Origin of the sequence: Streptomyces macrosporus (assembly GCF_039533145.1) — a bacterium.
GTDB classification, from domain to species: domain Bacteria; phylum Actinomycetota; class Actinomycetes; order Streptomycetales; family Streptomycetaceae; genus Streptomyces; species Streptomyces macrosporus.
Genome location: NZ_BAAASZ010000020.1, coordinates 200,053 through 212,353 on the forward strand (window position 1 = coordinate 200,053; position 12,301 = coordinate 212,353).

The 12,301-nt window shown below is 74.8% G+C and carries 10 protein-coding genes; 5 read left to right on the top strand and 5 right to left on the bottom strand.

Annotated elements, in window-relative coordinates; all coding sequences use genetic code 11:
* Window positions 1–205: 205 nt before the first annotated feature.
* The 3 genes from ABD335_RS12940 to ABD335_RS12950 all read left to right on the top strand — a co-directional run bounded on the left by ABD335_RS12940 (window position 206) and on the right by ABD335_RS12950 (window position 3,510).
* Window positions 206–1,480 (top strand): PucR family transcriptional regulator, encoded by a 1,275-nt coding sequence (locus ABD335_RS12940; RefSeq protein ID WP_344322424.1) that lies wholly within the window; start codon window positions 206–208, stop codon window positions 1,478–1,480.
* Window positions 1,481–1,676: 196 nt separating this feature from the next.
* Entirely contained in the window at window positions 1,677–2,939 is a 1,263-nt protein-coding gene (locus ABD335_RS12945; protein ID WP_344322425.1) for an NAD(P)/FAD-dependent oxidoreductase, read from the top strand.
* Window positions 2,940–2,979: 40 nt separating this feature from the next.
* Complete coding sequence (locus tag ABD335_RS12950) at window positions 2,980–3,510, top strand: GNAT family N-acetyltransferase (RefSeq protein WP_344322426.1); 531 nt, start codon at window positions 2,980–2,982, stop codon at window positions 3,508–3,510.
* A 64-nt stretch (window positions 3,511–3,574) separates the two neighbouring features.
* On the opposite strand, the gene ABD335_RS12955 is transcribed toward ABD335_RS12950, so the two are convergent.
* Together ABD335_RS12955 and ABD335_RS12960 are read right to left on the bottom strand one after the other, a co-directional pair.
* Window positions 3,575–4,792, bottom strand: a complete 1,218-nt coding sequence (locus ABD335_RS12955; protein WP_344322427.1) for a CU044_5270 family protein — start codon at window positions 4,790–4,792, stop codon at window positions 3,575–3,577.
* A 1-nt stretch (window position 4,793) separates the two neighbouring features.
* Entirely contained in the window at window positions 4,794–5,336 is a 543-nt protein-coding gene (locus ABD335_RS12960) for an RNA polymerase sigma factor (protein WP_344322428.1), read from the bottom strand.
* Window positions 5,337–5,462: 126 nt separating this feature from the next.
* Here ABD335_RS12960 and dnaG point away from each other — a divergent pair, with 126 nt between their 5' ends.
* Entirely contained in the window at window positions 5,463–7,370 is a 1,908-nt protein-coding gene (gene dnaG, locus ABD335_RS12965; RefSeq protein ID WP_344322429.1) for a DNA primase, read from the top strand.
* Between the two features lie 126 nt (window positions 7,371–7,496).
* Complete coding sequence (locus ABD335_RS12970) at window positions 7,497–8,759, top strand: RNA polymerase sigma factor (protein WP_425583624.1); 1,263 nt, start codon at window positions 7,497–7,499, stop codon at window positions 8,757–8,759.
* A 43-nt stretch (window positions 8,760–8,802) separates the two neighbouring features.
* Here the strand turns inward: ABD335_RS12970 and ABD335_RS12975 are convergent, their stop codons facing one another.
* Genes ABD335_RS12975 through ABD335_RS12985 form a run of 3 tightly spaced genes read right to left on the bottom strand, consistent with a single transcriptional unit; the run spans window position 8,803 to window position 12,030 of the window.
* Complete coding sequence (locus ABD335_RS12975; RefSeq protein ID WP_344322431.1) at window positions 8,803–10,278, bottom strand: FGGY family carbohydrate kinase; 1,476 nt, start codon at window positions 10,276–10,278, stop codon at window positions 8,803–8,805.
* Between the two features lie 28 nt (window positions 10,279–10,306).
* Window positions 10,307–11,557, bottom strand: coding sequence for a cation:proton antiporter (locus ABD335_RS12980; protein ID WP_344322432.1), 1,251 nt, complete (start codon window positions 11,555–11,557; stop codon window positions 10,307–10,309).
* Window positions 11,558–11,559: 2 nt separating this feature from the next.
* Window positions 11,560–12,030 (bottom strand): cation:proton antiporter regulatory subunit, encoded by a 471-nt coding sequence (locus ABD335_RS12985; RefSeq protein ID WP_344322433.1) that lies wholly within the window; start codon window positions 12,028–12,030, stop codon window positions 11,560–11,562.
* Window positions 12,031–12,301: the final 271 nt, after the last annotated feature.

Below are 12,301 nucleotides of genomic sequence, written 5' to 3' on the forward strand. Positions count from 1 at the left end.
CCGCCCCCCCCCGGCCGCTTCGGAAGCCGCCTTGAAAGATGTGGCGCCACAGGGGGCACACCCCCTGACGGAGGGTGCGCACAGGCCGGAACACCTGGGAAACTGAGCGGTCGCTAAGCGATGTTGGCAGACCTCTGGCATCCCGGACCCGGCCCGTCCACAATGCGGCATCAGCCCCCTGATGCCCGCCAGGTGGAGGACCGTGATGCACCCCGTCGTACGTCCCCCTGTGAACGCGGAGGCCGTGGCCGTGCTGCACCGGGCCGCCCGCCCCCTGATGGACGAACTGCCCCGGCTCACCGACCGCATGGTCGCGCTGCTGCGCAGGGAGGAACCGGCCTACCGCGCCGCGTCGGTGGACCAGGACGAGCTGTGGCACGAGGTCCACCGCTCGCTGCGGCACAACGTGGGCTCCCTGCTGCGCCCGAGGGAACTGCGCGACGCCGCCCGGCGCTGCTCCTGGCAGATCGGCGCCGAGCGCGCCGAACAGGGGCTGCCGCTGGACGCCCTGCTGCGCGCCTTCCGGCTCGGCGGCGCCGTGGTCTGGCAGGCCCTGGTGGACCGGGTCACCCGGTGCGACCCCGACGGCGCCCGGCTGCTGGTCCACGTGGCGTCCGAGGTGTGGGACTTCGTCGACGAGCACTGCGCGGTGGTCACCGAGGCGTACCGGCAGACCGAACGGCGCCTGACCTGGCGGCGCGAGAACCGCCGGCGGCTGATGGCCGAGGCCCTGCTGGAGGGCACCATGCGCGTCGCCGACCTGTCGGAGGTCTCCGAGACGCTGGGCCTGCCCGAACGCGGCCGGTACGCGGTGGTGGTCGTGGCCGGTCCCGGCCGGGAGGCCCACCGGGCGACGATCCGCTCCCGCGTCCCGACCGGGACGCGCGTCCTGTGGCACACCCGCTCCGACGCCGACCTGGGCATCGTCCTGCTCGACGACGGCAGCGGCAGGGCCGACGGCAAGGCCGGCGGCGACGGCGGGGACCGCGGCGCGGCCCCCCTGGCGGCGCTGGCCGCCGCCCTGCCCGCCCTGCCCGGCACGCGCACCGGCATCGGCTCCGCCGTGGACGGCCTGACCGCGGTCGGCGACGCCCGCCGGTTCGCCGAGACCGCGCTGCGCTCCGCCGCGCCCGGAAGCGAGCCGGTCCTGCTGGACGAACACCTCCCGGCGGCCCTGCTGGTCTCCTCGCCCGACCTGGCCTCGGCACTGGCCGAACGGGTGCTGGGACCCGTGCTGCGGCTGGAGAGCGGCGACCGGGACCTGCTGCTGGACACCCTGACGGCGTGGCTGGAGTGCGACGGGTCGGCGCGGCGGGCCGGGGGCAGGCTGTTCTGCCACCGCAACACCGTCCTCAACCGGCTGCGCCGCTTCGAACAGCTCACCGGCCGGTCGCTCGGCCGTCCGCACGAGGTCGCCGAACTCTCCCTCGCCCTGACGGCCCGCCGACTGCTCCACGCCTCGACCCGTACCGCTGTGTGAGACCGGCCGTGAGACCGGTGCGCGGAAGCGGCGTGACGGGGACGGCGGACGGGAAGGACCCGTGGGGGACCCACGGAGGAACGTCCACCCGATACACCCGAACCGCTCATCCTCGCTCCTTTCCGGCGGCGCGGCTGATGCGGCACGCTCACGGGGACGCATACCGGTAGGGGGGCAGCGCAGCGAGGAGGAGCACGTGGTCGACGCACATCGCACGTTCGTCATCGTCGGCGGCGGCCTGGCCGGGGCCAAGGCGGCCGAGACCCTGCGGGCCGAGGGGTTCACCGGCCGCGTCATCCTGATCGGCGACGAACGCGACCACCCCTACGAACGGCCCCCGCTCTCCAAGGGGTACCTCGCCGGCACCGCCGAACGGGAGAGCGTCTTCGTCCACGAACCCACCTGGTACGCGGGAGCCGAGATCGAACTCCACCTCGGCCAGCCCGCCGTCCGCCTCGACCGCGAGGCCGGGACCGTGGAACTCGGCGACGGCACCCGAATCCGCTACGACGCCCTGCTGCTGGCCACCGGCGCCGAACCGCGCCGCCTGGACGTCCCCGGCACCGACCTGGCCGGCGTCCACCACCTGCGGCGCCTGGCGCACGCGGACCGGCTGCGCGGCACACTGGCCGGGCTCGGCCGCGACAACGGCCACCTGGTCGTCGCCGGGGCGGGCTGGATCGGCCTGGAGGTGGCCGCCGTCGCCCGCACCTACGGCGCCGAGGTCACCGTCATCGAGCCGCGGCCCACCCCCCTGCACCCCGTCCTCGGCCCCGAACTGGGCACCGTCCTGGCCGACCTGCACCGCGAGCACGGCGTCCGCTTCCGCTTCGGCACCGGGATCACCGAGATCGTCGGCCAGGACAGCCAGGTCCTGGCCGTCCGCACCGAGGACGGCGACGAGCACCCGGCGCACGCCGTGCTCGCCGCCATCGGCGCCGCCCCCCGGGTCTCGCTCGCCCGGGCCGCCGGGCTGGAGCTGGCCGAGGAGCCCGTCGGCGGCATCGCCGTGGACGCCTCCCTGCGCACCTCCGACCCGAACGTCTACGCCGCGGGCGACGTCGCGGCCTTCCACCACCCGCTGTTCGGCACCCGACTGCGCGTCGAGCACTGGGCCAACGCCCTCGACGGGGGTCCGGCCGCCGCCCGCGCCATGCTCGGCCGGGAGGTGGTCCACGACCGGATCCCGTACTTCTTCTCCGACCAGTACGACATGGGCATGGAGTACTCCGGCTGGGCGCCCCCGGGCTCCTACGACCAGGTGGTGGTCCGCGGCGACGTCGGCAAGCGGGAGTTCATCGCGTTCTGGCTGCGCGAGGAGAGGGTGCTGGCCGGACTGAACATGAACGTCTGGGACGTCACCGACCCGATCCAGCGGCTCGTCCGCTCCGGCGAGCCGGTGGACCCGGAGCGGCTGGCCGACCCCTCGGTCCCCCTGGAGTCCCTGACCGGCGGCTGACCCGGCCCGCCGCCCCGGTGCGCGCCGTAGCGTGGCGCGCATGAACAATCCCGTGATCCGCACCGCCGTGGTGCCCGTCTCCGAGGTCTTCGACCTGCGGTGGGAGGTGCTGCGGCCGGGACTGCCGCGCGAGTCGGCGGTCTTCCCCGAGGACGCCGGCCCGGACACGTTCCACATCGCCGCCTACGCCGGGGACGCCCCGGCCGTCCTGGGCTGCGGCACCTTCTTCCCCGACCCGCTCCCGGACGCCGAGCCGGGCAGCGCCGCCGCCGCGTCCGCGTACCGCTTCCGGGGCATGGCCAGTGCGCCGGCCGCCCGGGGCCGGGGCTTCGGCGCGGCCGTGCTGCGCGCGGGCACCGCCGAGGCCGCCGCGCGCGGCGCCCGGGTGCTGTGGTGCAACGGCCGCACCGTCGCGCGCGGCTTCTACGAGCACCACGGCTTCACGGTGCGCGGGGAGGAGTTCGTCATCGAGGGCGTCGGCCCCCACCACGTCTTCGTCAGGGAGATCGTCAGGGAGATCGTCGGGGAGATCGGGGACGCCGGGGAGAAGGGGGAGGCCGCCGCGCGGTGACACGCCGTCCGCCCCGTCGGCGCGCGGGCGCGGACGGGGCGGGGGCGGCGGAAGCCGGAGGGCCTCAGCGCTCGTCGGCCGGTTCGGGCTCGGGCTTCTCGACCCGTTCGGCCTCCGGGCCGGCCGGGCCGGGCCGCCGGTCCTCGTCGAACGGCGGCTTCCGGTCCGTCCAGGTCATCTCCGTGATGAGGGTGTAGCCGAGCACCTCCCCCGGCTCACGGCCGTCGTGGGCCGTGACCGCCACGTACTCCCTGGCCATGGGCGCCCCGGTGGCGGGGTCGAAGAACAGCCGCTCCTCGTCGTCGCCGGTCCGGGACTCGATCGCGACCGCCTTCCCGGTCCGGCCGTCGCGGGTCTCGGTCTCCCCCAGGTCCCGCACCCCGGGCAGGGTCGCCAGCAACCGGTAGGCGGCGGCGCGCTGCCGGGGCGTGGCGGGCATGTCGAACGCGAGGTGGACGGTGGTCCGGAGCAGCAGCTCGGCCATGATCCGCGGCGGCCCGTTGTAGTGCCGGTCGACCAGCGCGGTCAACTGGGTGCGGAGCTTCTCGGGCTCGGTGGACAGGGTGGGCAGCTCGGCCGTGTCGAAATCGCCCATGCGACCGCTGTCCGCGATGCCGCCCGGTGCGTCGGCGTCGATCAGGCCCTCGCCCTTGTGGGTGACGATCTCCCGCTCCGCGCCGTCCGGCGCGTCGGGGGGCGTGAGGTCCCACTCCTTCGGCGACCCGTCGGCGCGCCAGGCCTCCTCGTCGGCCGGGCTCGCGGGCCGGGCGCCGAGGTCGATGTCCTGCGACCACTGCTCGTCGGTGCCGGCGGCGATCCACCTCCGCGACAGGCGCCGGACGTCGAGCGTGTAGCCCTCGCCGGGGACCTCCCGCAGCGAGCCGTGGCGCTCCTCCTGGTACCAGTACGCGCCCGACGCGTCCGGCGTCCGCTCCACGTCGGAGGCCGCCGCCAGCAGCACCTGGGAGGGACCGAGCGTCCGCCGCGCGACGTCCGTCCCGCCGGGCCGCACCCCCTCCACGCCGGGCGTGCCGGAGACGATCACCGCCGCGGCCACCGCGGCCGCCGTCGCCGTCAGGGCCGCGCCCCACACCGGGCGGGGCCGCCACAGGGGCCGCCGTGCCGGCTTCGCGGCCGGCGCCCGTTCCGCGCCCTCCTCCGCGCGGGCCGAGAGCATCGCCCGGTCGAGCTCCCGGGCGCGCACCTCGGGGTCGACCGGCCGGTCGGGGTCGAGGTGGCCGGGACGCGCCGCGGCCAGCCGCCGCATGACGTCGTGCTTCATCTCAAGCGTCCTCTCCTGCGGTCCGCACCCGGAGGGGCGCGGCGGAACGTACCGGTGCGGCGCCGCTCCCGGCGGCCCTGGCCAACCGCTTGCGGGCCCGGTGCAGCCGCACCCGCATGGCGGCGGCGGAACAGCCGACGACCCGCGCGGCCTCCCGCGGGCTCAGCCCCTGCCAGGCGGCGAGGACGAGGACCTCCCGGTCCTCCTCGCTCAGCGAGGCCAGCGCGCGGCGCAGCGCCATCCGGTCGGCCACCTCCTCGGCTATGTCGTCCTCCGCCGGCTCGGCCCACTCCCGCAGCTCCGCGGCGAGCGAGGCCCGGCGGACCTCGGCGCGCACGGTGTCGCGCAGGACGTTGCGCGCCACGGTGAGCAGCCACGGCAGGGGCGGGCACGGCACGTCGCCGAACCGGCGCCACGCCACGGCGAAGGTCTCGCTCACCACCTCCTCGGCCACCTGCCGGCCCGCACGGCTGACGACGTACGCCCACACGCGTTGTCGGCAGGCGTCGTACATGGCGGTGAAGCGTGCCGCGTCGTCGGACACCGGCCGCACCTCCGTTCCTCCGGTTGTCGTGTCACCGGGTAATGGCGCGGGACGGCCGATCGTTACAGACGGGTCGGCCGATGCCCGCGGGGCGGGGGTGTCGGGGGCGCGCCGTAGACTTCTGCCGTGGCGGGCAGGATCAACGACGACGACGTGAAGGCCGTGCGGGACGCGGTCCCGATCGACGCCGTCGTCTCCGAGTACCTCCAGCTCCGCCCGGCGGGCGGCGGCAACCTCAAGGGCCTGTGCCCCTTCCACGACGAGAAGTCCCCCTCCTTCCACGTCAGTCCGAGCAAGGGCCTCTACCACTGCTTCGGCTGCCAGGCCGGCGGCGACACCCTCGACTTCGTGATGAAGGTGGACCACCTCTCCTTCTCCGAGGCCGTCGAGCGGCTCGCCTCCCAGGCCGGGATCACCCTGCGCTACGAGGAGGGCGGCTACGCGCCCGGCCGCCAGCAGGGCGAACGCATCCGGCTGGTCCAGGCCCACAAGGCCGCCGCCGCGTTCTACGCCGAGCGGCTGGACTCGCCCGAGGCCGAGATCGGCCGCCGCTTCCTGGCCGAACGCGGCTTCGACCAGGAGGCCGCGGCGCACTTCGGCGTCGGCTACGCCCCGGCCGGCTGGGACCACCTGACCCGCTTCCTGCGCGGCAAGGGCTTCAGCGACAAGGAGCTGATCCTGGCCGGGCTCGCCCAGGAGAGCCGCAACGGACGGCCCATCGACCGCTTCCGCGGCCGGCTGATGTGGCCCATCCGCGACATCACCGGCGAGGTCGTCGGCTTCGGCGCCCGCAAGCTGCGCGAGGACGACAACGGGCCGAAGTACCTCAACACCCCCGAGACGGCGATCTACCGCAAGTCCCAGGTGCTGTACGGCATCGACCTGGCCAAGCGGGAGATCGCCAAGACGGGCCGGGCCGTGGTCGTCGAGGGCTACACGGACGTGATGGCCTGCCACCTGGCCGGGGTGACCAGCGCCATCGCCACCTGCGGCACCGCCTTCGGCGGCGAGCACGTCAAGATCCTGCGGCGGCTGCTGATGGACAACTCCCGCTCGGAGGTGGTCTTCACCTTCGACGGCGACGCGGCCGGGCAGAAGGCCGCCCTGCGCGCCTTCGAGGACGACCAGAAGTTCGCCGCCCGCACCTCCATCGCCGTCACCCCCGGCGGCATGGACCCGTGCGAGCTGCGGCTGGCCGAGGGCGACGAGGCGGTGCGGTCCCTGGTGGAGGGCCGCTCCCCGCTGTTCGAGTTCGCCATCCGCTCGGTCACCGGGCAGCACAACCTGGAGACCGCCGAGGGCCGCGCCGCCGCCCTGGAGGAGGCCGCGCCGATCGTCGCCCGGATCAAGGACGGCGCGATCCAGCACCAGTACGCCGTCCGCCTGGCCGGGCTGCTGGGCATCCTCGACACCGAGTTCGTCGTACGGCGGGTGGGGCAGCTCGCCCGCTGGGAGCGCGAGCGCCGCGCCGCCGGCTCCGGCGGCCCGCAGCACCGCCCCGCCGGCCCGCCCGTGCCGGAGCGGCCGTCCGGCCCGGCCCCGCGCGGCCCCCGGCTCGACCTGCGCACCCCCCAGCGGCTGGCCGAGCGCGAGCTGCTCAAACTGGCGTTGCAGTTCCCGCAGTTGGTCTCGCCGCTCTTCGACGCCTACGGCTCCGACGAGTTCACCGCCGCCCCCTACGCCGCGGTGCGCGAGGCCATCGAGAAGGCCGGGGGAGTGGAGGGGGCCGACGGGCAGTACCTCGTCCGGGTGCGCGACGCCGCCCCGGACGACACGGTGCGGTCGCTGATCACCGAGCTGAGCGTGGAGCCGCTGCGCACCTCCCGCGAGCCCGACGAGGGTTACGCCGGCGAGTTCCTGGTCAAGGTGCGGCTGGAGGCGGTCAACCGCAGGATCGCCGAGCTGCGCAGCACCTTCGAGCGCATGGTCAACAGCGGCGACCAGGGCCAGACGGCCGTCGCCGAGCAGCTGTGGACGCTGGAGCGGTACGGCCGCGCCCTGCGCGACCGCGGCGCCGCCGCCCTCTGGGGCTGAGCGCCGCGGCCCGCCGGTCCGGCGGCCCCCTTCCGTAGCGTTCCGCACGCGCCCGGTCACGGTGGATGCAAAAACCGGGCGCACGACTCTCGTGGCCGGAGTGTGTCGTACCGCACACTGGGGGTGGTGCCTGAGTCCTCGGAGCGTGAATCTCCCGGAGAGCCGCTCACCCGCCCAGGGACGGACGGCGGCGTGGCCGTCTCCGTCCTCGTCTCGCGTGTCGCCCGCCAACCGGCGGCGATCAGCTTGGAGGCCGCCCCCGTGCAGACCCGGACCCTGGCCAGCGCGGCCCTCGCCGCCCCTACCGCAACCGTGCCCCCGTCCGTTCCGAACGCTCCGGCCCCTCCGCCCGTTCCCTCCGCCGCGGACCTGGCCGCCCTTCCGCCCGACCATCCCGAGGCGGTCCCGGAGCGGGAGGACGTCCTCGCCCCGGCCGCCGAGACCCCCCTCGCCGCGCCGGTGCGCTCCGAGGGCGCCGGCCCCTCCGCCGACCTCTTCCGCCAGTACCTGCGCGAGATCGGCCGCATCCCCCTGCTGTCGGCCGCCGAGGAGGTCGAACTCGCCCGCCGCGTCGAGGCGGGCCTGTTCGCCGAGGAGAAGCTCGGCAACACCCCCGACCTCGACGACCGCCTCGCCCTCGACCTCGACCGGCTGGTGGTGATGGGCCGGATGGCCAAGCGCCGCCTGATCGAGGCCAACCTCCGCCTGGTGGTCTCCGTCGCCAAGCGGTACGTCGGCCGCGGGCTGACCATGCTCGACCTGGTCCAGGAGGGCAACCTGGGCCTGATCCGGGCCGTGGAGAAGTTCGACTACACCCGGGGCTACAAGTTCTCCACCTACGCCACCTGGTGGATCCGCCAGGCGATGTCGCGGGCCCTGGCCGACCAGGCCCGCACCATCCGGGTCCCGGTCCACGTCGTGGAGCTGATCAACCGCGTCGTCCGCGTCCAGCGCCGCATCCTCCAGGAGCGCGGCTACGAGCCGACGCCCGAGGAGGTCGCGGCCCAGCTCGACCTGACGGGGGAACGGGTCAGCGAGGTGCTGCGCCTCGCCCAGGAACCGGTGTCGCTGCACGCGCCGGTGGGCGAGGAGGAGGACGTCAACCTCGGCGACCTGATCGAGGACGGCGACGCCCCCTCGCCCATGGAGTCCGCCGCCTTCCTGCTGCTGCGCGAGCACCTGGAGGCGGTCCTGTCCACCCTCGGCGAGCGCGAGCGCAAGGTCGTCCAGCTCCGCTACGGCCTCGACGACGGCCGTCCCCGCACGCTGGAGGAGATCGGCCGCCTCTTCGGCGTCACCCGCGAACGCATCCGCCAGATCGAGTCCAAGACCCTCGGCAAGCTCCGCGACCACGCGTACGCGGAGCAGCTCAGGGGCTATCTGGACTGAGCCGGACGGGAGGGCCGGGCGGGGCCGCGGGCCCCGCCCGGACTCAGCCGAACGCCCCCGGGTGCGTCTGCTCCCGCACGGTCACGTACTGCTGCCGCACCGCCTGACCCACCGCCAACTCCTCGCCCGGTTCGAAGACCTGGCCGGCGGGCGCGGGCCACAGCGGGGGCTGCTGCGGCGAGAGCGTGCCCTGGGCCACCCCCAGCGCCCAGGCGGCCTGACGGGCGGCGCCCAGGGCCGTGTAGTCCGCGGGCTGCGGGACCACCACCTGCGCCCCCAGCAGGGCCGGGGCGATCGCCTGGACGGCCGGGAGTTCGGCGGCGGGGCCCAGCAGGAAGACCCGGTCGACCGCCACGCCCCTGCCCCGCAGGACGTCCAGGGCGTCCGCGAGTCCGCACAGCATCCCCTCGAACGCGGCGCGCGCCAGGTGCTCCGGCTTCATGCTCTCCCGTCGCAGTCCGCTCAGGGTGCCCGCGGTGTGCGGCAGGTCCGGGGTGCGCTCGCCCTCCAGATAGGGCAGCAGCACCAGCCCGTACGAGCCCGGCGTGGACTTCAGCGCCAGCGCCGACAACCCCTCCAGGTCGGTGCCGAGCAGGTCGGCGGTGCCGCGCAGCGCCCGTACGGCGTTGAGCGTGTACACCACCGGCAGGTGCATCCCGGTGGCGTCGGCGAGCGAGGTGATCATGCCGGTCGGCTCCGCCGGCGCCTGGTGGTGGACGGAGAAGACCGACCCGGACGCCCCGAGGGAGACCACCGCGTCGCCGATGCCGACCCCCAGCCCGAAGGCGGCGGCCATCGTCTCGCCGGTGCCGGCCGAGATCAGCAGCCCCTCCGGGGTCTGCCCGGCGGCCTCGGCCGGGCCGATCACCTCCGGCAGCCGCACCGGCCGGCCGAGCGCCAGCTCCGCCAGGTCGGGCCGCCAGGACTCGGTCGCCGCCGACCAGTAGCCCGTCCCCGAGGCGTCGCCGCGGTCGGTGGTGCGCCGGGCGGGGCGCCCCAGGAGCTGCCAGACCAGCCAGTCGTGCGGCTGGAGCACCTCGGCCACGCGCTGTGCCGCGTGGGGCTCCTGCCGCGCCAGCCACCGCAGCTTCGCCACCGGCTGCGCCGCCTGCGGCACGATCCCCACCGCCTGCGCCCACGCCGCGCGTCCGCCGAGCGCGTCGATCAGGTCGGCCGCCGCGGTCTGCGCCCGCTTGTCGTTGCCGACCAGCGCGGGCCGCACCGGGGTGCCGGTCTCGTCGAGCGGGACCAGACCGTGCTGCTGGGCCGAGACGCCGATCGCCTGGACGCCCTCCAGCAGTCCGCCGGCCGCCGCCTCGCCGAGCGAGAGCAGCCACGCCTGCGGGTCGATCTCGGTGCGCCTGCCCGTGGCCGCGCCCTCTGCGCCGTCCCCGCCGTCCGTGCCGCTCGGCACGGGATGCGGGGCGTATCCCTGTCTGATGACGGCACCGGTGTCGGTGTCACAGACGACGATGCGGGTGTACTCGGACGAACTGTCCAGACCGGCGACTATCCCCATGGAGGGACATGATGCCTCACCGGACGGCTCACTGACCGCCGGGGGACTGAAGCCCCTCCGGGGCGGGGGCGGTCCGCGCCTGCGAGACCGACGTCGTCTCCGCGCCCCGCTCCGGAACCGGGCGCAGCAGCCGCGGGAACACGGTGCGGACCAGGGGCTCGGTCCAGCGGGCGGCGAGCGGTCCGAGGATCACCAGCAGCAGGACGTACGCGGTGGCCAACGGCCTGATGTCGCTGGAGACTCCGGCGGCCAGACCGGCGATGACGATGGAGAACTCGCCGCGCGCCACCAGGGCGCCGCCCGCGCGCAGCCGTCCGCGCGGGGAGATGCCCGCGCGCCGCGCCGCGTACCAGCCGGTGATCACCTTGGTGACGGCGGTCACCACCGCCAGGATCAGCGCCGGGAGCAGCACGGGCGGGATGTCGGTCGGGTCGGTGGACAGGCCGAAGAAGACGAAGAAGACGGCCGCGAACAGGTCGCGCAGCGGCGCGAACAGCCGGTGGGTGTTCTCGGCGACCTCCCCGGACAGGGCGATGCCGACGAGGAACGCGCCGACGGCGGCGGAGACGTGCAGGCGCTGGGCGATGCCGGCGATCAGCAGGGTCAGGCCGAGCACCACCAGCAGCAGCAGCTCGGGGTTGTCGGAGGAGACCGCCTTGCTGATCAGCCGCCCGTGGCGCAGCGCGAGGTACAGGACCAGGCCGACCGTGCCCAGCGCGACGATGAGGGTGATGCTGCCGCCCGCCAGGCCGACCCCGGCCAGCAGGGTGGTCAGGATCGGCAGGTAGAGGGCCATCGCCAGGTCCTCCATGACGAGGACGCCGAGGATGACGGGGGTCTCGCGGTTGCCGAGGCGGCCCAGGTCGGTGAGGACCTTGGCGATGACGCCGGAGGAGGAGATCCAGGTGACGCCGGCCAGGGCCACGGCGGCCACCGGGCCCCACCCCATGATCAGGGCGGCGATGGCTCCGGGGGTGGCGTTGAGGACGAAGTCCACCGCCCCGGAGGGGTACTGCGTCTTGAGGTTGTCGACGAGTTCCGAGGCGCTGTACTCCAGGCCGAGCAGGAGCAGCAGCAGGATCACGCCGATCTCGGCGGCGATCGCGACGAACTCCTCGCTGGCGCTGAGGGGCAGGAAACCGCCTTTGCCGAAGGCGAGTCCGACCAGCAGGTACAGCGGGATCGCGGACAGCCCGATCCGCCCGGCGAAGCGTCCGATGAGACCGAGTCCGAGGATGATGGCGCCCAGTTCGACGAGCAGGATGGTGGTGTCGTGCATACTCAGCCCCCCGTGATGATCTGGGCGAGTTCCTCGACGCCCTCGCGGGTGCCCACGACCACGAGGATGTCCCCCGCCTCCAGCCGGAAGTCCGGGCCCGGGGCGGGGTGCGGAGCGGTGCGGCGCAGCACGGCGACGATGGACGCGCCGGTGCGGGTGCGGGCGCGGGTGTCGCCCAGCGGCCGTCCCCGGTACGGGGACTTGGTGGTGACCGGGATGCGCTCGGTGGCCAGGTCCAGTTCGCCCACGGCCAGGTCCGGCCCCCTGTCGGGCGCGATCAGGGCGGCGAGCGACGCCGCCTCGTCGGGGTCGAGCTTGAAGGACGCCTGGCAGTTGTCGGGGTCGTCGGCCGAGTAGAACCCGAGGAAGCGCCGCCCGTCCTGGTGGACGACGATGGACAGGTGCTGCCCGGAGTGGGTGGTGACGTCGTACTGGACACCGACCCCCGGAAGCGGGGTGCGTTTCATGGACAAGGCTCTCTCCCGTGGGAAGCGGGTCGGGCGGGCCCTGGGACCGGCGACGGAGGCGGACGAGCCCGTACGGCTACGGGCGGAAAGTTTCTCACAAAGGGGCCGCTTTCCGGCCGGGCAGGTGCACGTCGTCGCTGGTCAGTGCGGCTCTCCGGCCCTCGCGAGGAGGGGGGAGCCGTGGCCCGGGGGCGGCGGAGCCCGTCCACCCCGCGCGGGGAACCCGGGCGGGAAACGGTCTCCGAGAGGGAGGGGCGTGGCCCGGAGGCCGGGGGAG